The organism is Erythrobacter sp. EC-HK427 (genome assembly GCF_902498745.1).
Classification (GTDB): Bacteria; Pseudomonadota; Alphaproteobacteria; order Sphingomonadales; family Sphingomonadaceae; genus Alteraurantiacibacter.
Window position 1 is genome coordinate 1,317,585 of record NZ_LR701479.1, and the last position, 21,814, is coordinate 1,339,398.

Below are 21,814 nucleotides of genomic sequence, written 5' to 3' on the forward strand. Positions count from 1 at the left end.
TACATCATCACGTATTCAGGAAAACGCCCCCTCCGATGAAAAAGTTTGCCTTCGCCTTGTTCGCCTCTGCCGCCATGCCGGTTGCGGCCTTGGCGCAGGAAACCCCTGCCGATCCCGCCGCGGAAGAGCGCGGGGAGCCCAATAATGACGATTTTCACAATGTGATCTATGTCTCGGCGGCGGGCGTTGACCGGGTGGACATTATCGCGGGCACTTCAGTGCTGACCGGCATCGCCTTGCAGCGCGAAAGTGCCGGGCAAGTGGGCGACATTCTCGACAGCCTGCCGGGTGTTGACGCCAGCGGCTTTTCTCCCGGTGCCAGCCGCCCGATCCTGCGAGGCTTTGGCGGTGACCGTGTCCGCGTCCTCAATGACGGGATCGGCACGCTCGACGCTTCGGGCGCATCGGACGATCACGGCGTCGCTGCCGACCCGCTGATTGCCGAACGCATCGAAGTTCTGCGCGGCCCCGCCGTGCTGCTTTACGGCAGCCAAGCGATTGGCGGCGCGGTGAATGTCGTGACCAAGCGCATTCCGCCCGCCGTGCCGGACGAGGCGATCCATATCGACGCGCTGGCGGGCATCGACACCGCTACCGACTTGCGCGAAGGCGGCCTCTCCTTCGATTTGCCGCTGGGCAACAGCGTCGCCTTCCACGCCGATGTCTCGTACCGCGAGAGCGGCAATATCGACGTCCCCGGCTTCGTGAACAGCGCCTTTGTGCGCGAAGACTTGCTCGCCGATGCGGCCGAGGAAGAGGAAGAAGGCGAGTTTGCCGAAGCTGAAGAGCTGCGCGAACTGGCCGAACAAAGCGGTGAAGTCCCGCAAACCTTTGCCGAAACATGGTCGGCCGGCACCGGCATCGCCTTCTTCTCGGGCGAGAGCAATTTCGGCGTCTCCTTCGGCTATTATGACACACTTTACGGCGTCCCCGCCTCGCCCTTTGGCGGCCACCATCACGAGGAAGGCGAAGGCGGCGGCGAAGAGGAAGAGGAGGAAGGCGAGGAGCTGATCTCCATCGGACTCCAGCAATACCGCATCGACGCGCGCGGCCAGCTCGATCTGGGCAACGGTTTCTTCGACAGCGTGCAAGGCCGCTTCGGCTGGTCGGACTATACCCACACCGAATTCGAAGGCGATGAAGTGGGCACCGTGTTCGATGTCGAAGGCATGGAAGGCCGCCTCGAACTGGTGCAGTCGCGGCGCGGCGGCTGGGGCGGCTCGGTCGGCACGCAATACAGCTTCGTCGATTTCGTGGCGACCGGCGCGGAAGCCTATATCCCGCCCAATGAGGTGGGCACTTTCGCACTGTTCACCTTGCAGGAGCTCGATTTTGACCGGTTCGAAGTCGAAGCCGGTGCGCGCTTTGAAACCACCTCCATCGACGCGGTGACGTTGGGGCAGGATCGCAGCTTCGATACCTTCTCCGCCTCGGTCGGCGGCGGCTTTATGCTGTTCGACGATTTGCGCCTGGGCGTGAATCTCTCGCACACCGAGCGCGCGCCCACGGCGGCCGAGCTGTTTTCCGACGGCCCGCATATCGCCACGCAGCAATTCGAAGTCGGCAATGCCGCTCTCGTCACCGAATCGAGCTTCGGCGCAGAAGCCTATGCGCGCGGCGAAGTGGGCGAGGTGAAGATCGCCGCCAGCCTTTATCGCAACTGGTTCAGCGATTTCATCTATCTGCAGGATACCGGCACGGAAGAGGACGAGCTGCCGGTGTTCAACTACCTGCAACAGGATGCCGACCAGTGGGGCTTTGAAACGCAGATCACTTTCCCGTTGGTGGAACATGGCACTTTCTCGCTGCTCGGCGATGTGCGCGCGTCCTACACGCAGGTCGATCTGGATGACGGCACCAACGCGCCGCGCATCCCGCCGCTGAACCTGTTCGGCGCGCTGGAAGCTCGCTGGGCGCATTTCGATCTGCGCGGCGAAGTTGAATGGTATGACGAGGCCACCCGCGTCGCGCCGTTCGAAACAACGACCGACAGTTTCGCGATGGTCAACGCCTCGCTTGCCTGGCACCCGTTCGAAGGGGCGGAAAACCTGACGGTGATCGCGCAGGTGGACAATATCTTCGACGCCGAAGGGCGGCGGCACACGAGCTTCACCAAGGACTTCGTCCCGCTGCCGGGTCGGAATTTCCGGATTACCGTTCGGACTTCTCTTTGAGTTACGCCCGCCCATCCGGGCGGGCATCCTCGGTGCTGTTCGCTTCGCGGGGGCTTCGCTCCCGCTGCGCGGCACCTGCGGGCTTCGCAGTCGCTCGCTGTCGGGCGCTGATCGCGCCCGATTGCAGCGCGAACGGGCTTATGTGTCGCGGAGATCGCTCGGCGCAGCCGAGGGCAAGGGCGACCGCCCGCCCGCAGCGGGCGCGTAGCGTAGCGGAGCGCGTCTAGCGAGGACGCGCTCACGGATGTGGGCGCATGAAACAAACAATCACCGAGGATGAACCCGCGGATGCGGGTTCATAACCGAGGGAGAGTCACCCCTCTTTGCCCCATATATTTCCCCGCCCTGTCAGCATAGGTCACTTCGGGTCGTTCGTTCCCTTGCAGGAACAGGAACTGGCACGCGCCTTCATTGGCGTAGATCTTGGCGGGCAGCGGGGTGGTGTTGGAAAACTCCAGTGTCACATGGCCTTCCCAACCCGGCTCCAGCGGAGTGACGTTTACGATGATCCCGCAGCGGGCATAGGTGCTCTTGCCAAGGCAGATCACCAGCACATCATCGGGGATGCGGAAATATTCGACCGTGCGGGCAAGCGCGAAACTGTTGGGCGGGATGATGCAGACATCGGTCTGCCGGTCGACCAGACTTTCCCCGTCGAAATTCTTCGGATCAACGACGGCGGAGTTCACATTGGTGAAAATCTTGAACTCATCCGCCACCCGCGCGTCATAGCCGAACGAGCTGACGCCGTAGGACACGCACCCGTCCCGCCGCTGCGCCTCCACAAACGGCTCGATCATGCCGTGGTTGAGCGCCTGTTCGCGAATCCATTTGTCTGAGAGAATGGCCATGGCGCAAGGGATTCCCGATGCAGCCGCACGGGGCAAGGTGCAGCGGATATTTTCCCGTGCGTAAGGCGGCTTGCAGCGGCAGCGAAACGGGCTAGACGAGCGCAATGAGTGCCGAAGATCGCCCCATTGTGATGCGTGCGCTGGTCAGCAATGGCGGTGTCAGCGAACTGCCGCCTGCAAGTGTTGCGGACTATCGCGGCGACGGGTTCGTCTGGCTGCATATCGATGGCACGCAGGACGATGATCTCGAACAAATGCCGGGCTACGTCCCGACGCTTGCGGCGCGCGCCCTGCTGGCGGGCGAGACACGACCGCGCTGTGACGAAATTGAAGAAGGTGCGCTGATCAATCTGCGCGGGACGGGCGTTGATGCGACCCTTGATAGCGACCAGCTGGTATCCATCCGCGTGTGGGTGGAAGGCAAGCGCGTCACCTCCGCCAGCCGCCGCCCGCTCGCCGCTCTGGCCAGCGTAGAGGGCGCGATGCGCGCAGGCCGGTTGCTCGACGGGGGCGATTTCGTCGCTGCATTGGCGCAGGCCATCAGCATCGAGCTTGATCCCGATATTGCCGATCTGGGCGACCAGCTCGACGATTGCGAAGGGCAAGTCGACGATGGCGATATCTACCCGCTGCGCCGCCGGATCGCGGTGCTGCGGTCGCGGGCGATTGCGCTGCGACGGTTTGTCGCGCCGGACCGCGATGCGCTGGCATCGATGGCGCAATTGCCGTTCGACTGGATCAGCACCGAAGACCGGATGCATTTGCGCGATGCGGCAGACCGCTTTGCGCGCATGGCCGAAGAGCTCGAAGCCGTGCGCGAGCGCGCGGCGCTGCTGCACGAACAGCTGACCGATATGCGCGCGGAAATGATCGACCGGCGCTCGCTGGCGATTGCAGTAACTGCGTTTATCTTCCTCCCGCTCACTTTCATCACCGGACTGCTGGGCATGAATGTCGAAGGCATTCCCTTTGCCACCCAGCCATGGGCGTTTTGGGGCGTGGTCGGCTTTTGCGTGGTCATCGCGCTGCTGGTGATAGGCTGGTTCGCTGTCGAGCGATGGCTGGATGATTAGGCCTGCACAAATGTCGCTGTGATGCAATGCGACCTTGCACAATGGGTGTATCACTCCGGCAGGGTCACTTTGGAACATCTACACATGACACAGCTTTCTCGCGTGAGTGGTGCGGTCTTGGCCGCGCTGATCGTTTCGTCTTGCGGTGGCGAGGACAGCCCGTCGCCGACGCCCAGCCCGATTGCTACGGCGACTCCGACGCCCACGCCTACGCCGACGCCGACTTTCAGCTATACCGAATTTGCCAACCTTACCGGCGTGCAGGATTTCGGCACGGCTTGCGTCGCGTATCGGCCGCGCGGCAACAATATGCCCGGACTTGATGGCGAAGTGCTCTTTTCGGGAGCGGGCGCTGTCGATCTCGATGCGACAACGGGCGTTTGGACCATCGCAGAGATCAATGGCGCAACGGTGCGTACGATCGGGCCGGAAAGCATCACCAGCACCACCGCGACGCGGGTCGAATACAATTCTACGGCGACGGCCGTTCCGTTCCGCTTGAGCGTGATCACACCGCAAGTCGCGGGCCAATCGGCGCGGTATGGCCGGGCGATCTCGTACCTTCTGCCGCTGGCAGGCGGCGGCGGGCAGAGCGGGTTCTGCACGCTGGGCGTGGCAACCGATCCGGACGATATCCCGGCAACCACCACCGTCACCTACAGCAATGTCGCGATGGAGGGCGTTGTGCTGGATGAACCCGCAGGCGGCGGGCAGCCGATTGTCAGCCGTGTCATCAGCGGATCGGGCACGATTACCGGCAACACCACGACGGGAGAAATCACTTTCTCGCTGACCTATGTGGTGGAAGCCCCCGGCGGCGTGCAGACGACCATCGGCCCGATTACGGGCACGGCTCCCATCGATCTCGGCAATGACAGCCGCGCAGGCTATCGGAATCTGATTGGAGACGGCACGCCGCCACAATATGCGGTCAACGGCGCGTTCTACGGCCCGCAAGGGCGCGAGACGGGCTTCATCCTCTATTCGTTCCAGGACGCCGATTCGAACGGACTGAACGAGCGGGTGGTGCTGATCGGCGGCTACGCCACGCGGTAAGCAAGGGGCAATTTGCGCGGTGCGAAGGCGGAGAAAGGCACCGCCCCTTCGCACTTGCAAAAAATCGCAAGCCAAAACGGCATATTGCCGCTATGGGGCACGCCATAGGCGCGTTCGCAACGGTTCGCTGCCCCGTGAGTCGCGTGCAGGCAATGCGCAATGCTCATGCACCCTACTCACCGCGCCAGCTGCTCGCGCTTCCATTCAAGCGAAACTCTTATGCCTTTTGAATCCCTTCCGCCGCTGATTGGCGAAGCCTTGGCCGAACGCGGCTATACCGCGCTCACCCCCGTCCAGACCGCCGTGAGCGCGCCCGAGGCCGCAGGACGCGATCTGATCGTTTCCGCGCAGACCGGATCGGGCAAAACCGTCGCTTTCGGCATCGCGCTGGCGGAGCAATTGCTCGGCGAAATCCGTGGCACCCCGCTGACCGAGAAGCCGCTGGCGCTGGTGATCGCGCCGACGCGCGAACTGGCCTTGCAGGTGAGCCGCGAACTGGACTGGCTCTACGCCAAAGCGGGCCTGCGCATCGCGACCTGTGTCGGCGGGATGGATGCGAGCAAGGAACGCCGCGCGCTGCGTTCCGGCCCCGCCATCGTGGTCGGCACGCCGGGCCGTTTGCGCGACCATCTGGAGCGCGGCCCGCTCGACCTGTCGGGTCTGGTGGGCGTCGTGCTCGATGAAGCGGATGAAATGCTCGACATGGGCTTCCGCGACGATCTGGAAGAAATCCTCGACGCCTCGCCCGAGGGACGCCGCACTCTGCTGTTTTCCGCCACCATGCCGCAGGCGATTGTCCGGCTGGCGCAGAAATACCAGTCCGATGCCTTGCGGCTCTCGCTCGCCGGGCAGGATCGCGGGCATGGCGACATTGCCTATCAGGCGATCACGGTCGGCCCGTCGGAAATCGAGAATGCGGTGGTCAATCTGCTGCGCTTTCACGAGGCGGAATCGGCGATCTGCTTCTGCGCCACGCGCGACAGCGTACGCCGCTTGCACGCCACGTTGCAGAACCGTGGCTTTGGTGTGGTGATGCTGTCGGGCGAGCATTCGCAGTCCGAACGCAACCAGGCGCTGCAAGCCATGCGCGACCGGCGCGCGCGCGTGTGCGTCGCCACCGATGTTGCCGCGCGCGGGCTCGATTTGCCGACGCTCAGCCTCGTGATCCATGTCGATACGCCGCGCGATGCGGAGACCTTGCAGCACCGCTCGGGCCGCACGGGTCGCGCGGGCAAGAAGGGGACGGCGGCGATTATCGTGCCCTACAACCGCCGCAAGCGGGTCGAGAGTATGTTGCGCGGCGCGAAGATCGCTGCCGAATGGATGGGCGCGCCCACGCCCGAAGCCATCGGCCAGAAGGATCATGCGCGGCTGATGGAGAAGCTGACGGCTCCGGCCGACTATGCCGAGGAAGACCGCGCGCTCGCTGCCGAGCTGATGCAGCGGCTTCCCGCAGAGGACATCGCCGCCGCGCTGGTGCAGGCGCATCGTGCGAAAATGCCGGCACCCGAAGAGCTGCTCGCCAACACCCCCGAAGCGCGCGACAAGGCACAGGCCGAGCGCCACCGCCCCGGCTTTGAAGACGTGGTGTGGTTCAAAATGGGCATCGGCCGTCGCCAGAATGCGGAGCCGCGCTGGCTGCTGCCGTTGATCTGCCGCCGTGGCCATATCACCCGCAACGAAATCGGCGCTATCCGCCTCGGCCCCGATGAAACGTGGTTCCAGGTGCCGCGCACCATCGCCGCGAAATTCGCCGAGACGGTGAAGCGCACCGAATCTGCCGAGGACGAGCAGGACGCGATTGTGATCGAGCAGTCCGCCGAAGGCCCGCGCATGGAAGCGCGCCAGAACCGCAAGCAAGGCGGCCCGGACGTGCGCGCCAAGCCGTTCCACCGGGGGCAGGGCAGCAAGAAGCCGGGCGGCTTCAAGCGCGACAATGCCGATGGGTCAGGCGCGGGCGAGCGCAAACCCTATGCGGGCAAGCCCAAACCCGGGTTCAAAGGGAAGGGCGCTGGCAAACCCAAGGGCAAGCCGCCGGGCGGACCGCGCCGGGACGGGTAGGCGCGCGGGGGACTATCCCCCGTCCGCTTCGTTCCGGCTGCTCATGATAACGTAGCACATGGTCGGCCCGTGGCGCTCCGCGTCCGCAAGACTGATGTAGAGCGCCTGCCAGTCATCGCCGACCGTGCCCGGCTCCATCATATCGAGGTAGAACGCGCTGATCGGCGCGATTTCCGTCTCCGCCCAGCCGCAAGATCGCGCGACTTCGGCGTAGTGCGCCAGTTCCGCAGTCAGCCCGAATGCAATCGCGACATTGTCCTCCGGCCCCTCAATCGAGGTTTCCGACGGAGCCACATCGCAAGTGTCTGCCTCCGCTGCGCCACCCGATATCGGGTAAGCGCTGCTGGCGACCGAAACCAGCTCTTCGGCAAGCGCCTCGCCCGTTTCGTCGTCAGCCCAGAAGCCCGGCGACAGGCGAAGCGTGGTCATCTCGCCGGACACGCCTTCGCACGACACGTTCCAGCCCGCCTCGTCAGCGATGTCGCGGATAAGCGGGAGCTGCGGGGCCATTCCCATGGTCATGACGGCGACGTCCGGTTCCGCTTCCTCGGCGGCCTGATATTGCGTGTAGCCAATGGCCCCCAAACCGAAGACGGCAAGGCCGGCAAAGGCGTATTTCAGATTGGCGTCGGACAGCATCGGGATAGCCTACCATCCGCCGCCAATTCCGCAATCACTCTCCGCCGGTCAAAGCCCACGTGGGCAAGCCCAAGGGTAAGCCGCCCGGAGGCCCGCGCCGGGACGGGTAGAGTTCTCTAAGACGTGGCTTGTTTGATCGTCTGCAATTGGGTGGAATGCGGACTAATCGCGACTGTTACAAACATTGCACAGGCAAAAATCGTCGCTGACATAGCCATCCAATCCGACGAACGGGTTCTTACAGTATGAGCACATTGCGTCAGGCTCTACGGGCGAAGATTTTGAGGTCCACGGTTGCAGCAGCGGCATTTTTTCAGAGGTTTTGTCGTGCATGGCCAGACGTTAACATCACTAACTGAAGCAACTCTTAATCTATCGACTGCAATTGGGTCGGTAGGGGGCAAAAAATCCCTTACCCTCAATTCGCTCTTCAAACCCCCGCCAGCAAGCTCGCATTGCCGCCTGCTGCGGTCGTGTCGATCGTCGTCACCCGCTCGGTGGCGAAGCGCGTTACATAGTGCGGGCCGCCTGCCTTGGGGCCGGTGCCCGAAAGGCCCTCGCCGCCGAAGGGTTGCGAACCCACCACCGCGCCGATCTGGTTGCGGTTGACGTAGAAATTGCCGACCCTCGCGTGCGCCTCGACGAATTCGCGCGTTTCGGCGATGCGGCTGTGCAGGCCCAGCGTGAGGCCGTATCCGGTCGCGTTGATATCGTCGATCACCTGCCGCAGCGTGCCGACCGGGTAGCGCACCACGTGCAGCACCGGGCCGAACTGTTCCTCGTCAATATCGAGGATCGAGCCGACCTCGATAATCGTCGGGGCGACGAAATGGCCGTCATTGCAATCGTCGGGCAGCGGCAGGCGCCAGACGCTGAACCCGTCCGCCTCCATCGCGGCGATATGCGCTTCCAGCTTGGCCTTCGCCTCGGCGTCGATCACCGGGCCGACATCGGTGGCAAGCTGCGTCGGGTCGCCCACCACCAGCGCCTGGAACGCGCCGGTAATCATGTGCAGCATCACATCGGCGACATCCTCTTGCAGATAGAGCACCCGCAGCGCCGAGCAGCGCTGGCCCGCGCTCTGGAACGCGCCTGCGATCACGTCGCGCGTGACTTGCTCGGGCAGAGCGGAGCTATCGACGATCATCGCGTTCTGTCCGCCGGTCTCGGCAATCAGCGTGCCGATCAGCCCCTCGCGCGCAGCGAGGCTGCGGTTGATTTTTTGCGCGGTGTCGGTCGATCCGGTGAAGGCCACGCCCGCAATGCGCGGATCGCTGGTGAGCGCCGCGCCGACCGATCCGTCGCCCGGCACCAATTGCAGCACGTCTGTCGGGATGCCCGCTTGGTGGCAGAGATCGATGGCGAGCGCGGCGATCAGCGGGGTCTGCTCGGCCGGTTTGGCGAGCACGCTATTGCCCGCGGCCAGCGCCGCCGCGGTCGGCCCCATGAAGATGGCGAGCGGGAAATTCCACGGGCTGATCGTCGCGAAGACGCCGCGCCCGTGGAGGCGCAAGAGGTTCGTCTCCCCCGTCGGCCCCGGCAGCGGCTGCGGCGCGGCGAACAGCATCCGCGCCTCGCAGGCGTAATAGCGCAGGAAATCGACCGCCTCGCGCACTTCGAGCACGGCATCGGGCAGCGATTTGCCCGCCTCGCGCTCGCACAGATCGAGCAGGCGCGCGGTGTTTGCTTCCAGCAGATCGGCAGCGGCGAGCAGCAGATCGGCGCGCGCCGCTCCGCCCAGCGCGTCCCATGTCGGCTGCGCGGCAACCGCGCGGGCGATGGCGAGATCGATATCCTTGGGCGCCGCGGGCAGGCATTGCCCCACCACCCGCCCGTCAAACGGCGAATGCACCGCAACCGGCGCGCTGCCGTCAAGCCCGGCGCGCAAAGTCGGCCGCGCCACCGGATCGTCCTGCCGCCAGCGTTCCAGCTCCTGTTGCAGCGGCGCGAGCACCAGCGGATCGGCAAGGTCAACGCCTGCCGAATTGCGGCGGTTGGGATAGATGTGTGCAGGAAGCGGTATCGCCGGATTGCGGTAGGGCGACATCCCGGCGAGTTCGGCCACCGGATCGCCGGTCATCTCCTCCACCGGCACATCGGCATCGGCCATGCGGTTGACGAAGCTGCTATTCGCGCCGTTCTCCAGCAGGCGGCGCACCAGATAGGCGAGCAGTTCCTTGTGCCCGCCCACCGGCGCATAGATGCGCACCGTGGTGCGGCTGTTATCGCCTTCCAGCTGGGCGAGCGTGTCATACACTTCCTCGCCCATGCCGTGCAGCCTTTGAAACTCGAATGGTGTGTCCCCGGCCAAAGACTTGATCGCCGCAATCGTATAGGCGTTGTGCGTGGCGAAGGCGGGGTAGATGCAGTCCTCCGCCTTCAGCAGCTCCGCCGCGCAGGCGAGGTAGGAGACATCGGTGGCGATCTTGCGGGTGAACACCGGATAATCGACGTGCCCGCCCACCTGGCTCAGCTTGATCTCCGCATCCCAATAGGCGCCTTTCACCAGCCGGATGAACAGCCGCCGGTCATGCTTGCGCGCGGCTTTGGCGACCCAGCGGCACAGCGGCACGGCGCGCTTCTGGTAGCCCTGGATGGCCATTCCGAAGCCGTCCCACTGGCTGCCATCGCTCTTGGCGAAAAGCGTATCGTCGGCCAGCAGCGCCTCGATAATATCCATGCTGAGTTCGAGCCGCTCGGCCTCCTCGGCATCGACAGTGAAGTGGATATCCGCCTCGCGCGCCTGCTCGGCAAGATCGCGCACCACCGGCACGATATGCGCCTTCGCCGCTTCGGCATGGAGAAAGTCGTATTTGGGGTAGAGCGCGGAGAGCTTTACCGAAATGCCCGGCCCGCCGCGCACGCCGCCCGCTTCCTTCGCCAGCCGCGCAATCGCCCCGGCATAGGCGGCGCGGTATTTCTCCGCATCGTCCATCGTCATCGCCGCTTCGCCGAGCATATCGAAACTGTGCGCAAGGCGGCGCTTGCGTTCGGGCGCGGCGCGCTTCATCGCCTCGTCAATCGTGCGCGCATAGACGAATTGCCCGCCGAGGATCTTCATCGCTTGCTGCACCGCCTGCCGGATCACCGGTTCGCCCAGCCGTCCGGTGGTGCGCGCCAGCGTGTTTGCCAGCCCCGCCTCGGTGCGCACGCCGCTGCGTAGCACGCCGCCCGTTAGCATCAGCGAGAAGGTGGCGGCATTGACGAACACCGATTTGCTTTCGCCCAGATGCTCCGCCCAATCGACATTGGCGAGCTTGTCGCGGATCAGCGCGTCGGCGGTCTGCTGGTCGGGAATGCGCAGCAAAGCCTCGGCGAGGCACATCAGGGCGATGCCTTCCTCGGTATTGAGGCCGTAGGTCGCCAGAAACGCATCGAGCCCCCTGCTCACCTTCTTGCGCGCGCCTTCGATCAGCTGCGCGGCGAGCGCGGCGGCTTCATCATGGCGCTGCGAGACAGTCTTGGCCTGCTCAAGGCGTTGGGCGATGCAGGCGTCTTCGTCCATGCGATAGGCCTGCCGGAGGTCGAGTCGATCAATTGTCATATGCCAGCGCCAATCGCATACAGTTTCATCTGCAATCAAGCGCAGTCGAGACACTCCCGCTCTTTGTTAGCGTATTTCGACACGACGCTAATAGCCGTTCATCACCAGGCCACCATCCATCTCGATCTCCGATTTCTGCGACGAAACGTAGACCTTGTTGTGCTGATACGGCGTTGTCAAAGTCCGGCAATGATCGGCAAACCTGCGTTTGGCATCAGAATGAAAACGCGTTTCGTTTTCATGTGAGGTGCAACGTGCGCGATAAGACAATATCGTGGTGCCATGTTCGTAGGTGTCTTTCACCCACATCGGATAGCCTTTACCCATGAAAAAATCCCCCCAATGGTTCGACAGTTTATGTGCGGCCCGACCCCGCTATAGCGCAGATTGGCTAGGAGGGCATCAGGTTCCCGCACCGGATCCGCTTGGGGGAGGGGCGGGTTGGAGAAAGCGGGGGACATGAAGATCGTTTTCAGCCGCAAGGGGTTCGATAGCGGATCGGGCGGCGGGCCGTCGCCGATTGTCGATGGCCGCGCGCTGAGCTTGCCGATCCCCGAACAGCGCGGTCGGGGCGGGCCGACATACAGCAACCGCAAAATGGGTGGCCATGTCCGGCGGGCGAGCCGCGGCAAGGTGCAAAGCTGGCACCGGATGCACAATGATCCGATGTTCGGCAAGAAAGGCTGGGCGGCGCTCGGCCAGTATGGCGCGGCGCAAACGCATCTGGAAAGGCAAGGCGTGGGCGCGGGCGACCTGTTCCTTTTCTTCGGCCTGTTCTGCGAAGAGGGCGGGGCGCCGCATCACCGCTTCTTCGGCTATCTCTATGTCAGCGAAATGGTGAAGCTGGCTGAATGCGACGAGGCGTCCCGCAAGAGTTTCGTCGATGTGGGTCATCCCCATGCGATCAGGATGCTGGGTAACAATGATGCCATCTGGTATGGGCGCGGGGCGGCCAATGCGCCTGCTTTGGACGCTTTGCGGCTAACCGTTCACGAAGGTCCAGCGAGCCTCTGGCGCGTGCCCGGCTGGCTGCGCGAGACGGGGCTCAGCTATCACGACAAGCCCGAACGCTGGCTTCCCGATGATCGCTTGCAAAGCGTGGCGCGGGGGCAGGAATTTGTCGCCGATATCGGCGAGCGCGCGGATGCGCGGGGGTGGGCTGGCGAGATCGTGCGGATGATTTCCGGTAAAGCCTAGTCCCGAATGTCCTGAGCCTGTCGAAAGACTGCTTTTCCTTGTTACCCGCGCCAAGCCTGAAGAAGAAGTGCAGCCCTTCGACAAGCTCAGGGCAGTCGGAAATCAGTGGGCTTCGCTCACTCCGGTATTCAACGCGTTGATCCCCTCATGCACCCGCCGCTCGACCTCCTCGCGCGGCAGGCCGGGTTCGATCACTTCGCCGAAATGCCATGTGATTGTTCCGCGCGGCTTGAGCGACTGGCGGTAGATCGTCCCGCTATTCACCGCCACCGGCACCACCGGCAATTTGAACAGCTTGTAGAGGCCGGCAAAGCCCGAGCGCAGCGGCGGGCGCTCGCCGGGCGGGATGCGCGTGCCTTCGGGGAAGATCACGATCGGGCGGCCCTGCGCAATCGCGTCCTTGCCCGCTTTCAACATGGCCCGCAGCGCGCTCGCCCCCTGTTCGCGCGCCACCGGGATGAGGCCATAGGCCAGCGCCGCGCGGCCCCAGAAGGGCAGCTCGAACAGCTCTGCTTTCGCTACGCCCGCCGGGTGTTCGAAAGTGTGCGCCATCGCAATCGCTTCGAAAAAGCTCTCATGCTTGATCGCGTAAATCACCGGGCCCTCGGGCCGCGTGCCGGTGATTTCGATCCGCAAGCCGAGCAGGCGGGTGCAGCACCAATGGTGCCAGTGCGACCAGTTGTCGCATAGCGGGCGCACCCATTGCGGGTGCAGATAGGTCGCCGCCGCCGCCGCGCCGGAAATCAGCAGCGAGCCGCAGTAGAATGCGACGTAAAAGGCAAGATTGCGCAGAAGGATCATCGGTGGTGCAGCGACGGGTCAGCTAAGGGCCTTGAGCGTCCATACCGCAAGAAACTTGTGATACTCAAGGAACAGTGTCGCCAGCGTGACTTCGCTGCGCACCGCATCGCGCACCATCGTGATATTGGGGGGTAACTGGTCAGCCAGCTCTGCTGCCGCGCGACGCATATGCCAGTCTGCCGTCACCAGCCGCAGCGAGTTATACCCTCGCGCGTCCATCCATTGCGCGGTTTCGCGGGCATTGCCGCGGGTGTCGAGCGCGGAAAAGCCCAGCGTGACGCAGCAATCCATGATCCGGTCTGGCACATTGTATTCGGCTTGGAACTCGCCCGGCTGCACGGCGATGTCGACGCCTGTCACCAGCATCTGCTGCGCCGCGCCTGCTTGCAGCACCTCCAGCCCGCGCTCGATCCGCCCGCCGCTGCCGGTGGGCACGATGATCGCGTCGGTCTGCGAAATCTCCGCTTCCTGCGGCAAGGCAGCGGCAAACCAGACAAAGCCCAGCGCCCACACGACCAGAATGATCGCGAACATCCGCCCCAGTACAAAACTGCCCTTCATGGCCGCGCCAACACCTACAGCATTCGCCGCAGCGCCGCGATCACAGTGATGCGCGCGGTGATCACGGCGAGAATAATCCCGACCAGCGGAATAGCGGCAATTGTGATCCAGTCCAGCGCGGTCAGCCCACCGCCTGCAATCAGGCCGGAGCCGAGCTGCGCGAATTGCTGGCCCAGAATGAACACCGCCGCCAGCCCGAGCAGCAGCCCCGCCGCGCCGCCCAGCGCCGCATCCCACGCGATTGACCGTTGGAAAATGCCCGCGATCTGCCCGTCAGTGCCGCCCAGATGGTGGATGACTTCAATCGTCTCGCGGTTCGATCCCAACGCGCTGCGCGCCGCCAGCCAAACCGCCGCCGCGCTGGTGATGGCGAGCAGCGCGATCAGCCCCAGCGCGAGGAATTGCAGCGAACGGATGGCATCGAACACCGGCCCCAGCCAGCTTGCCTGCGCATCCAGCCGCGCTGCCGGAGCCGCTTCCAGCAATTCGCTGCGCATGGCGGCAAGCCGCTCTGCGGTGACGGGGCCGGAGAGTTTCACATCCACCAGCGCGGGGATCGGCACGCCGTCTTCTTCCGCCAGCGCCACATCGCCCAGCCACGGACGCAGCAGCTCTGCCAGCTCGGCATCGGGCACGCGCCGCACTTCGCTCACATCCTCGCGGTTGGAGAAATAGGAGACCGCGCGCTCGGCCTGCCGGTCACGTTCGGCGGGTGCGCCTTCGACGATCTGGACGGTGATCCCGCCCGCGATCTCGTCGCGCGCATTGCCCGCCAGATTGCTCAAGGACAGGCCCGCTGCCGCCGCCATCACCGTCAGCGCGATCATGATGGCGATCACCCACGGCATCGGCCCGGCAATCCGCGCCTGTTGCAGGATGCGCGCCGAATCCCCGAAGCGCGGCGCGTTGCGGCGGATGGGCGAGGGCGCGCTCATTGCGGGGCCTTCTCGCGCTTTGGCGGATATTTGAGCGCGCCGGTGGGATCGGACAGCCGCCCCTTGTCGAGCCGCATGATGAGCGAATCCGGCACTTTGCGCAGCAGATGCACGTCGTGCGTTGCCACCACCACCGTGGTGCCCAGGCGGTTCAACGCTTCAAACAGGCGCAGCAGTTTCACCGCCATTTCCGGATCGACGTTCCCTGTCGGCTCGTCCGCTACCAGAATATCGGGCCGCCCGATCACCGCGCGGGCGATGGCCACGCGCTGCTGTTCTCCGCCCGAAAGCGTCTCCGGCCGCGCCTCGCTGCGATGGCCTAGCCCCACCCATTCGAGCATATCGGACACCGGCTTTTGCAGCTTTTCCTCCGACATTCCCGACACCCGCAAGGGCAGCGCGACATTGTCGAAGGTATTGAGATGCGGCACCAGCCGGAAGTCCTGGAACACCACCCCGATGCGCCGCCGGTACATCGGCAGGTCCGCGCGCGGAAGCGTGATGACATCCGACCCGAACATCGAAATCATCCCCCGGCTGGGGCGCTGCGCGAGATAGAGCAGCTTGAGCATACTCGTCTTGCCCGCGCCGCTCGCGCCGGTGAGAAAGTAGAAGCTGCCGGGGTAAAGCGTGAAGGACACATCGCTCAGCACTTCGCGGTCGGTGCCGTAGCGAAGGCCGACATTGGCAAACTGCACGATGGAGTCAGGCGCGCCCGTCATGCCGCCCACCTAGGGCTTTGGCGGGGCAACGGGAAGCGCTCAATCGCCCCGATACAGCATTTTGCCCAAGGCGCTTGTGGAAAAGGACGCAAGTTCAGCACTCTTGGGCCCGCGCAATCTTGTTGCTTTGTAACAGCAGGCGTAGGAATCTTATGAACGCGATGATCATCCAGTGCCCCGCCTGCACGACAAAATATGTCGTGCCCGATACCGCTATCGGCGTGGACGGGCGCACCGTGCGCTGCGCCAAATGCAAACACAGCTGGTTCCAGGACGGGCCGACGCTCGATCTGGTGCAAGAGGCGCCTTTGGCGAGCGAGGTCTCTCCGGTAGTGCCGCGCCCTGCTGCGCCGGTGGCAAAACCGGAGCCTGAGCCTGAGCCTGAGGTTGCGCCACCACCCGCGCCGCGCCCGCCGATCCCCGAGCATCCGCAGGTTGAAGCGAGCGATGCTGCGCCGGAAGACGCGCCTGCCGATCCGGTTGACGAACCGCCGTTCCCCGAAGCGGAGACTGCGCCGCCCGCCGGCCCTTCGCCTGAAAGCCTGCGCGACCAGATCCGCCCGCCGCGCCAGCAGCCTCCGGCCGATTTCGGTGATCCGCCTGCGTCGCCTTTCGATCCCGAGCCGCCGTTCCGTCCGCGTCGCAATCCGTTGAAAGTGCTCAACTGGGCCGCAGGGATTTTTGCCGTGGTCGCCGCCGCGCTGGTGTTTGCCGTGTCCTATTGGGGCCTGCCCGACTGGGTGCCGGTCGAACGCCCGACCTTTGCCGCGGGCGAGCCGGATTTGCAGCTCGATTTTCCGGCTGACCAGCAGGAACGGCGGCAATTGCCCAACGGCACCGAGTTCTTCGGTGCGAGCGGCACCATCACCAATATCGGCACCGAGACCCGCACCATCCCGACCATCCTGATCGTCCTGCGCGATGCGCGCGGGCGCAAGGTTTACAGCTGGGAAGTCCCGCCGCCGCAGCGCACGATCGCGCCGGGCGAATCGGTTCCCGTGGCCGAAGCCGTCACCGATATCCCGCGCAGCGCCCGCGAAGTGCAGATCGGCTGGAAGCCGGAGTAATCGCGGCGCTGCGGCGCGGGTGAAGAGTGTGCTTGCAGGGGGCAGACCCTTTTGCTAGTGGCGCGCTCCTACCGAGGCGAGCCAAGGCTGCTCGCCCCTTCATTGATGTGCGGTCGTGGCGGAACTGGTAGACGCGCAACGTTGAGGTCGTTGTGGCCGAAAGGCCGTGGAAGTTCGAGTCTTCTCGACCGCACCATCATTCCCTGACGTTCTGGTTGCAGACGCGCTCTCCGGCGGGGTCGGCGTTGATCGGGTTCAATCCAGCATCAGCACGATGAAGAACGCCAGCATCGTGCCGCCGATGAACAGCATCCAGCTCCAGTAGAAATCGAAATCGATCCCGTATTCGGGAAAGTAGACATCGACGCGGAAGATTTCCAGCATCCCGCCCGTCGCGCCGCCCGATCCCATGAACAGCGCGATCAGGATGGTGAGCAGAGCGCCGAAAGGCACGGCTTTGAAGAATGCGATCATGGAACACCTGTCTTCATTCGGGCCAGCTGAAATGGCCCGGAGAGGGGGCCGGTATCGGGGTCTCCCCGCATTGACGCAAAATCCGCTGTATCGCCAGTGCCGGTCCAGCCCCTGCGGACAAAAAGTTCATCTGTTGCGCGGCCGGAGTCGATTGATTCAAAGCCCTGTTCGAAAGATTCACACAGATGAAACTGCACAGATTTTTTTCCAGAGATTGTTTTACCCTCTTGCGCACCGCGCCAGCCGTGGATTCTCCACGCGTCGCGGCGTGTTACAAGGCCGATACACCCCTGCGAAATTGTCAGCAGTCGCGGTAAATGCGCTTTAACCCCCTTGCGCCGGACTCGCCGCTGATTCACTATGGGTTGTGGTCGCGATGCCGGGGGCACCCACTAGACCTAGTTTCCGAAGCCAAGCCGCCGATTCGGCGAACGGGCCCGGAGTCGCTATGGTCGCGGGACAAATCCGGGGATGCGGCGTGGAAAAGCCGGGACAAATAAAGTCCCGGGCAGACGTGTAGATTGGTGCGTGAACGACTACATAGGGAGCTTGGCTCCGAGTCGAACACAAATAGAACAAAGCGGCGGGCCGTCCAATCGGGACACACCCGCCCCAGGGCAAGAACAGGAACGGGGCACATGGAATTCAGAAGCGGAGACGAAGCAGCAATGGGACTGGGCGAAAATGTGACCACCGGAACCCCCGCTGCCGAAAAGAAGTCCCCCAAGGCGAAGGCAGTAAGCATGGATACCAAGGACGCAGGGACAGAAGCCCTCGTTGCGACAGCTGCGGCAGGGGCTCTGGCCGAAGCCGCGAAGGCTGCGGCAACCGAAGCAAAGAGCGATTCCAAATCCGTGCTGCCGCGCCGTTTCGCGGTGCAGACCGACGCGGCGCGTGATGCGAACCTCACCGATTTCGGCAAGGAAACGCTCACCGACCGTTACCTGCTGCCCGGCGAGAATTATCAGGATCTGTTCGCCCGCGTCGCCGATTATTACGCCGACGATGCCGAACACGCGCAGCGCCTGTATGACTACATTTCGAACCTGTGGTTCATGCCGGCAACGCCCGTGCTGTCGAACGGCGGCACCACGCGCGGCCTGCCGATCTCGTGCTATCTGAACTCGGTGAGCGACAGCCTTGATGGCATTGTGGGCACCTGGAACGAGAACGTGTGGCTCGCATCCAAGGGCGGCGGCATCGGCACCTATTGGGGCAATGTACGCGGCATTGGCGAGCCGGTGGGCCTCAACGGCAAGACCAGCGGCATCATTCCCTTTGTGCGGGTGATGGACAGCCTGACGCTGGCGATTTCGCAGGGCTCGCTCCGGCGCGGCTCGGCGGCCTGCTATATCGACATCCACCACCCGGAAATCGAGGAGTTCCTCGAAATCCGCAAACCCAGCGGAGACTTCAACCGCAAGGCGCTGAACCTGCACCACGGCGTGCTGGTGACCGACGATTTCATGGAAGCGGTGCGCGCGGGCGAAAGCTACGATCTCGTCTCGCCCAAGGATGGCAGCGTGCGCAAGACGGTGGATGCGCGCAGCCTGTTCCAGAAGCTGGTCGAAACCCGGCTGGCCACGGGCGAGCCCTATATCGTCTTCTCCGACACGGTGAACCGCATGATGCCCAAGCATCACCGCGAACTGGGCCTGAAGGTTTCCACCTCCAACCTGTGCAGCGAAATCACCCTGCCGACCGGCATCGACCATCTCGGCAATGATCGCACCGCGGTGTGCTGCCTCTCCTCGCTCAACCTTGAAAAGTGGGACGAGTGGAACGGCGACAAGCAATTCATCGAGGACGTGATGCGCTTCCTCGACAATGTGCTGCAGGATTATATCGACCGCGCGCCCGACGAAATGGCCCGTGCCAAATACTCCGCCGCGCGCGAACGCTCGGTCGGCCTCGGCGTGATGGGCTTCCACTCCTTCCTCCAGTCGAAGGGCCAAGGGTTCGAAAGCCCGATGGCGAAGGCGTGGAACCTCAAAATGTTCAAGCACATCCAGTCGAAGGCGTCCGAGGCGTCGATGCTGCTGGCGCAGGAACGCGGCGCGTGCCCCGATGCGGAAGAAATGGGCGCGATGGAGCGGTTCAGCTGCAAGATGGCGATCGCGCCGACCGCGTCGATCAGCATCATTTGCGGCGGCACCAGCGCGTGTATTGAGCCGATCCCGGCGAATATCTACACCCACAAAACGCTGTCGGGCAGCTTCGTGGTGAAGAACCCGTATCTGGAAAAGATCCTCGACAAGAAGAGCAAGAATTCGGTCGCGATCTGGAATTCGATTCTGGAAAAGGGCGGCAGCGTCCAGCATCTCGATTTCCTCACCGACGAGGAAAAGACCGCGTTCAAAACCAGCTTCGAGATCGACCAGCGCTGGCTGCTCGAATTCGCCGCCGACCGCGCGCCCTATATCGATCAGGCGCAGTCGCTGAACCTGTTCATCCCCGCCGATGTCGACAAGTGGGATCTGATGATGCTGCACTTCCAGGCGTGGGAGAAGGGCATCAAGTCGCTGTATTATCTGCGCTCCAAGAGCGTGCAGCGCGCGGGCTTTGCCGGCGGCGTGGAGGCGGACAACACCGTCGATCCGGCGAAATACGAACTGCAGGCCGAACAGACCGACTACGAGGAGTGTCTGGCCTGCCAGTAGGGGGTGAGCCGTGCCGAAGGTTTTCGAATGGCGCGGCTACCGCTTCTACTTCTACGCGCATGAAGGCACCCCGCTGGAGCCAGCGCATATCCATGTTCGCAAGGATGGGAAGGAGGCGAAGTTCTGGCTTCGCCCCTTCGTTTCCCTCGCGTATAATCGCGGTTTCAACGGGGTCGAGTTGAAGCGCATCGCGCAACACGTTATGCTTCAGCGCGATGTCATCGAGAGCAAGTGGAATGGATTTTTCAACCTCAAGTGAAGCGGACTTCCCCGAACCCGTCAGCGTTCGCTTTGACGAGGGCAATTTCTGGACTGCACTTAAGGATGGCCGTGTGATCGGCGTTCCGCTGATCTGGTTTCCGCGCCTGTTCAACGCGACGGCCGAGCAATTGGAGAAATACGAGCTTTCGCCCAGCGGCATCCACTGGGACGAGATCGACGAGGATATCTCGGTCAAGAGCATTGTGCTGGGATACAAATCGCATGAATTCCGCGCAGCTGATGCCGCCTAATCCTTATGTCGGATTGCGGGTGATGGCTGATCGTTCATCAATCACGGCCTTATGACCAACGACACCATCTTCATCAGCGCCGTTGTGATCGCCTTGCTGCTCGCGCTCGCCAATGCGTGGCGCGGGGCGGTGCTGATCCGGTCGGGGAATGAGACCGGCGGCAGGCGCGCGCTGGTCTTGGGGCTGAGTATGCTGATGCTCGCCGGATTTGCAGTGTATCTCCGCCCGATCTGACTGCTCCCGCTTTACAGCCCCCCGGCGACAGACCTCTTGCCCGCTGCGCGGGCCTACTGTATTATCGCATCAATACAGCAACACTCGCCAAGGGAGCCGTGCATGGCCCGCATCCTCATCGCCCTCTCCGCCATCCTGCTCCTTTCCGCCTGCGCGTCGCAGATCGATGCGGGGGTCTCCGCCGCGCCGGAGGCTCCGGGGTTCTGGTGGGGTTTGTGGCACGGCTTTATCTTCCCGTGGTCGTTCCTCGGCTCGCTCTTCAGCCCCGATATCGCGGTCTACGCCGTGCCCAACAAAGGCGGCTGGTACGATTTCGGCTATTTCTGCGGCATCTGCTTCCTCGGCGGCGGGACAATCGGCAGCGCGAAGGCGAGGCAGTAGCGCCTGTTAGAACAGCGGCAGCCGCGCCACCTCGTCTTCCGCCAACACCAACCCGAATTCCGCCTCCAGCACCGCGCCATATTCGGCAGGCGAGGCCAGCGCGCGCCGTTCGGGCGGCATATCCTTGCGCCAGCGGGTCAGCGCGCGGTCGGTCAGGCTGACAAAGCCGTCGGGCAGGCAGCGGCTCACTACGGTGAGATTGGTGAAGCGCGAGGCCGGATGCGTGGTCGACCAGTGGCAGCCGAGCGCCATATCGGCGGGCGCGACCTCCGCGAGGTCGAAGACATATTGCGCCTCCCACGCGCTGTCGCTTTGCGCCCGGCCATCGGTGGCGAGCATCGGGCCCTGGCGTTCGAGCAGCCACGCGCCGGGCAGAGCGCCCTCCGGCCCCAGATGCCGCAAGCGGTGCTGCGCGCCATCGCCGCTGACTGCCCGCGCGCCATCCACCAGCGGCATAGGCGGAGCATAGGCGCCGCCAAAACCCGCATCGGCAATCCACGTCTCCGCACCAAAGCGCACCAGCACCAGGCAATGCGTGCGCGGCGGCAGCTCCGGCGGATCGCCCAACAGCACCCGCGCCAGCAACAGCCGCGCGGCGAATCCCGCCGCCTCCAGCATATCGGCGAACAGCCGGTTGTGCTCGAAACAGAAGCCGCCGCGCCGCACCTCCACCAGCTTGGCGAAGACCGGCGCGCGCTCACACGCCATGCCTTCGCCGAGCGGGATCGAGAGGTTTTCGAACGGGATCGCCTGCCGGTGCGCCGCCTGCATCTGCGCCAGCCCCCCGGGCGTCACCGCCACCGGCGCGGCAAGGCCGATGCGCGCAAAATAGCGGGCGAGCGGATCGTGCAACTCCATCGCCGCCATCCCTG

21 protein-coding genes and 1 tRNA gene are annotated in these 21,814 nt (G+C 63.9%); 12 read left to right on the forward strand and 10 right to left on the reverse strand.

Annotated elements, in window-relative coordinates; genetic code table 11:
* Nucleotides 1-35 precede the first annotated feature (35 nt).
* Nucleotides 36-2,174, forward strand: a complete 2,139-nt coding sequence (locus tag GC121_RS06410; RefSeq protein WP_151973297.1) for a TonB-dependent receptor — start codon at nt 36-38, stop codon at nt 2,172-2,174.
* Between the two features lie 296 nt (nt 2,175-2,470).
* Here the strand turns inward: GC121_RS06410 and dcd are convergent, their stop codons facing one another.
* Nucleotides 2,471-3,025, reverse strand: a complete 555-nt coding sequence (gene dcd, locus GC121_RS06415) for a dCTP deaminase (protein WP_151973298.1) — start codon at nt 3,023-3,025, stop codon at nt 2,471-2,473.
* A gap of 104 nt (nt 3,026-3,129) precedes the next feature.
* Between dcd and GC121_RS06420 the strand changes: the two genes are divergently transcribed.
* From GC121_RS06420 to GC121_RS06430, 3 genes are all read left to right on the forward strand, one after another.
* On the forward strand, nt 3,130-4,098 hold the full coding sequence (locus GC121_RS06420) for a zinc transporter ZntB (protein WP_151973299.1): 969 nt from the start codon (nt 3,130-3,132) through the stop codon (nt 4,096-4,098).
* A gap of 84 nt (nt 4,099-4,182) precedes the next feature.
* Entirely contained in the window at nt 4,183-5,154 is a 972-nt protein-coding gene (locus GC121_RS06425) for a hypothetical protein (protein WP_151973300.1), read from the forward strand.
* A 219-nt stretch (nt 5,155-5,373) separates the two neighbouring features.
* Complete coding sequence (locus GC121_RS06430) at nt 5,374-7,215, forward strand: DEAD/DEAH box helicase (RefSeq protein ID WP_151973301.1); 1,842 nt, start codon at nt 5,374-5,376, stop codon at nt 7,213-7,215.
* A gap of 12 nt (nt 7,216-7,227) precedes the next feature.
* On the opposite strand, the gene GC121_RS06435 is transcribed toward GC121_RS06430, so the two are convergent.
* The 3 genes from GC121_RS06435 to GC121_RS06445 form a co-directional block, all read right to left on the reverse strand.
* Nucleotides 7,228-7,854, reverse strand: coding sequence for a hypothetical protein (locus GC121_RS06435; RefSeq protein ID WP_151973302.1), 627 nt, complete (start codon nt 7,852-7,854; stop codon nt 7,228-7,230).
* A 430-nt stretch (nt 7,855-8,284) separates the two neighbouring features.
* Nucleotides 8,285-11,398 (reverse strand): bifunctional proline dehydrogenase/L-glutamate gamma-semialdehyde dehydrogenase PutA, encoded by a 3,114-nt coding sequence (gene putA / locus GC121_RS06440; RefSeq protein ID WP_151973303.1) that lies wholly within the window; start codon nt 11,396-11,398, stop codon nt 8,285-8,287.
* A gap of 87 nt (nt 11,399-11,485) precedes the next feature.
* Complete coding sequence (locus tag GC121_RS06445; RefSeq protein ID WP_151973304.1) at nt 11,486-11,725, reverse strand: hypothetical protein; 240 nt, start codon at nt 11,723-11,725, stop codon at nt 11,486-11,488.
* A gap of 132 nt (nt 11,726-11,857) precedes the next feature.
* Here GC121_RS06445 and GC121_RS06450 point away from each other — a divergent pair, with 132 nt between their 5' ends.
* The gene (locus GC121_RS06450) at nt 11,858-12,595 is read left to right on the forward strand and encodes a hypothetical protein (protein ID WP_151973305.1); all 738 of its coding nucleotides are present in this window, start codon (nt 11,858-11,860) and stop codon (nt 12,593-12,595) included.
* Nucleotides 12,596-12,697: 102 nt separating this feature from the next.
* Here GC121_RS06450 and GC121_RS06455 read toward each other — a convergent pair whose 3' ends face one another.
* Genes GC121_RS06455 through ftsE form a run of 4 tightly spaced genes read right to left on the reverse strand, consistent with a single transcriptional unit; the run spans nt 12,698 to nt 15,614 of the window.
* A complete protein-coding gene (locus tag GC121_RS06455) occupies nt 12,698-13,396 on the reverse strand; it encodes a 1-acyl-sn-glycerol-3-phosphate acyltransferase (RefSeq protein ID WP_151973306.1) in 699 nt (232 codons plus the stop codon).
* Between the two features lie 18 nt (nt 13,397-13,414).
* Nucleotides 13,415-13,957 carry a YdcF family protein gene (locus tag GC121_RS06460; RefSeq protein WP_151973307.1) on the reverse strand — a complete coding sequence of 181 codons (543 nt, stop codon included), beginning with the start codon at nt 13,955-13,957 and terminating at the stop codon, nt 13,415-13,417.
* A 14-nt stretch (nt 13,958-13,971) separates the two neighbouring features.
* On the reverse strand, nt 13,972-14,892 hold the full coding sequence (locus GC121_RS06465) for an ABC transporter permease (protein ID WP_151973308.1): 921 nt from the start codon (nt 14,890-14,892) through the stop codon (nt 13,972-13,974).
* Complete coding sequence (ftsE, locus tag GC121_RS06470) at nt 14,889-15,614, reverse strand: cell division ATP-binding protein FtsE (RefSeq protein WP_151973309.1); 726 nt, start codon at nt 15,612-15,614, stop codon at nt 14,889-14,891. Before ftsE ends, GC121_RS06465 begins: the two co-directional genes overlap by 4 nt.
* 152 nt (nt 15,615-15,766) lie before the next feature.
* Here ftsE and GC121_RS06475 point away from each other — a divergent pair, with 152 nt between their 5' ends.
* Both GC121_RS06475 and GC121_RS06480 read left to right on the forward strand, forming a co-directional pair.
* The gene (locus GC121_RS06475; protein WP_339390107.1) at nt 15,767-16,681 is read left to right on the forward strand and encodes a zinc-ribbon domain-containing protein; all 915 of its coding nucleotides are present in this window, start codon (nt 15,767-15,769) and stop codon (nt 16,679-16,681) included.
* 109 nt (nt 16,682-16,790) lie between these two features.
* Nucleotides 16,791-16,877: transfer RNA gene (locus tag GC121_RS06480), tRNA-Leu, on the forward strand.
* A 59-nt stretch (nt 16,878-16,936) separates the two neighbouring features.
* On the opposite strand, the gene GC121_RS06485 is transcribed toward GC121_RS06480, so the two are convergent.
* Nucleotides 16,937-17,155, reverse strand: a complete 219-nt coding sequence (locus tag GC121_RS06485; RefSeq protein WP_234421134.1) for a hypothetical protein — start codon at nt 17,153-17,155, stop codon at nt 16,937-16,939.
* Between the two features lie 638 nt (nt 17,156-17,793).
* Between GC121_RS06485 and GC121_RS06490 the strand changes: the two genes are divergently transcribed.
* From GC121_RS06490 to GC121_RS06510, 5 genes are all read left to right on the forward strand, one after another.
* Nucleotides 17,794-19,815: a ribonucleoside-diphosphate reductase subunit alpha gene (locus tag GC121_RS06490; protein ID WP_151973310.1), complete on the forward strand. Its 2,022-nt coding sequence runs from the start codon at nt 17,794-17,796 to the stop codon at nt 19,813-19,815.
* 10 nt (nt 19,816-19,825) lie between these two features.
* The gene (locus tag GC121_RS06495; protein ID WP_151973311.1) at nt 19,826-20,074 is read left to right on the forward strand and encodes a DUF4160 domain-containing protein; all 249 of its coding nucleotides are present in this window, start codon (nt 19,826-19,828) and stop codon (nt 20,072-20,074) included.
* Nucleotides 20,052-20,327 (forward strand): DUF2442 domain-containing protein, encoded by a 276-nt coding sequence (locus tag GC121_RS06500; RefSeq protein WP_151973312.1) that lies wholly within the window; start codon nt 20,052-20,054, stop codon nt 20,325-20,327. Before GC121_RS06495 ends, GC121_RS06500 begins: the two co-directional genes overlap by 23 nt.
* Nucleotides 20,328-20,378: 51 nt before the next feature.
* On the forward strand, nt 20,379-20,561 hold the full coding sequence (locus tag GC121_RS06505; RefSeq protein WP_151973313.1) for a hypothetical protein: 183 nt from the start codon (nt 20,379-20,381) through the stop codon (nt 20,559-20,561).
* Nucleotides 20,562-20,663: 102 nt separating this feature from the next.
* Complete coding sequence (locus GC121_RS06510) at nt 20,664-20,942, forward strand: hypothetical protein (protein WP_151973314.1); 279 nt, start codon at nt 20,664-20,666, stop codon at nt 20,940-20,942.
* A 6-nt stretch (nt 20,943-20,948) separates the two neighbouring features.
* On the opposite strand, the gene GC121_RS06515 is transcribed toward GC121_RS06510, so the two are convergent.
* Nucleotides 20,949-21,800 (reverse strand): arylamine N-acetyltransferase, encoded by an 852-nt coding sequence (locus tag GC121_RS06515; protein WP_151973315.1) that lies wholly within the window; start codon nt 21,798-21,800, stop codon nt 20,949-20,951.
* Between the last annotated feature and the right edge of the window lie 14 nt (nt 21,801-21,814).

Coding starts and splice junctions, on each gene's coding strand:
- ftsE (WP_151973309.1), bottom strand. CDS start 15,614: ATGACGGGCGCGCCTGACTCCATCGTGCAGTTTGCCAATGTCGGCCTT.
- GC121_RS06445 (WP_151973304.1), bottom strand. CDS start 11,725: ATGGGTAAAGGCTATCCGATGTGGGTGAAAGACACCTACGAACATGGC.
- GC121_RS06410 (WP_151973297.1), top strand. CDS start 36: ATGAAAAAGTTTGCCTTCGCCTTGTTCGCCTCTGCCGCCATGCCGGTT.
- GC121_RS06510 (WP_151973314.1), top strand. CDS start 20,664: ATGGCCCGCATCCTCATCGCCCTCTCCGCCATCCTGCTCCTTTCCGCC.
- GC121_RS06475 (WP_339390107.1), top strand. CDS start 15,767: ATGAACGCGATGATCATCCAGTGCCCCGCCTGCACGACAAAATATGTC.
- GC121_RS06460 (WP_151973307.1), bottom strand. CDS start 13,957: ATGAAGGGCAGTTTTGTACTGGGGCGGATGTTCGCGATCATTCTGGTC.
- GC121_RS06420 (WP_151973299.1), top strand. CDS start 3,130: ATGAGTGCCGAAGATCGCCCCATTGTGATGCGTGCGCTGGTCAGCAAT.
- GC121_RS06435 (WP_151973302.1), bottom strand. CDS start 7,854: ATGCTGTCCGACGCCAATCTGAAATACGCCTTTGCCGGCCTTGCCGTC.
- GC121_RS06515 (WP_151973315.1), bottom strand. CDS start 21,800: ATGGAGTTGCACGATCCGCTCGCCCGCTATTTTGCGCGCATCGGCCTT.
- GC121_RS06490 (WP_151973310.1), top strand. CDS start 17,794: ATGGAATTCAGAAGCGGAGACGAAGCAGCAATGGGACTGGGCGAAAAT.
- GC121_RS06465 (WP_151973308.1), bottom strand. CDS start 14,892: ATGAGCGCGCCCTCGCCCATCCGCCGCAACGCGCCGCGCTTCGGGGAT.
- GC121_RS06430 (WP_151973301.1), top strand. CDS start 5,374: ATGCCTTTTGAATCCCTTCCGCCGCTGATTGGCGAAGCCTTGGCCGAA.
- GC121_RS06505 (WP_151973313.1), top strand. CDS start 20,379: ATGACCAACGACACCATCTTCATCAGCGCCGTTGTGATCGCCTTGCTG.
- GC121_RS06425 (WP_151973300.1), top strand. CDS start 4,183: ATGACACAGCTTTCTCGCGTGAGTGGTGCGGTCTTGGCCGCGCTGATC.
- GC121_RS06485 (WP_234421134.1), bottom strand. CDS start 17,155: ATGATCGCATTCTTCAAAGCCGTGCCTTTCGGCGCTCTGCTCACCATC.
- GC121_RS06455 (WP_151973306.1), bottom strand. CDS start 13,396: ATGATCCTTCTGCGCAATCTTGCCTTTTACGTCGCATTCTACTGCGGC.
- GC121_RS06500 (WP_151973312.1), top strand. CDS start 20,052: ATGGATTTTTCAACCTCAAGTGAAGCGGACTTCCCCGAACCCGTCAGC.
- dcd (WP_151973298.1), bottom strand. CDS start 3,025: ATGGCCATTCTCTCAGACAAATGGATTCGCGAACAGGCGCTCAACCAC.
- GC121_RS06450 (WP_151973305.1), top strand. CDS start 11,858: ATGAAGATCGTTTTCAGCCGCAAGGGGTTCGATAGCGGATCGGGCGGC.
- putA (WP_151973303.1), bottom strand. CDS start 11,398: ATGACAATTGATCGACTCGACCTCCGGCAGGCCTATCGCATGGACGAA.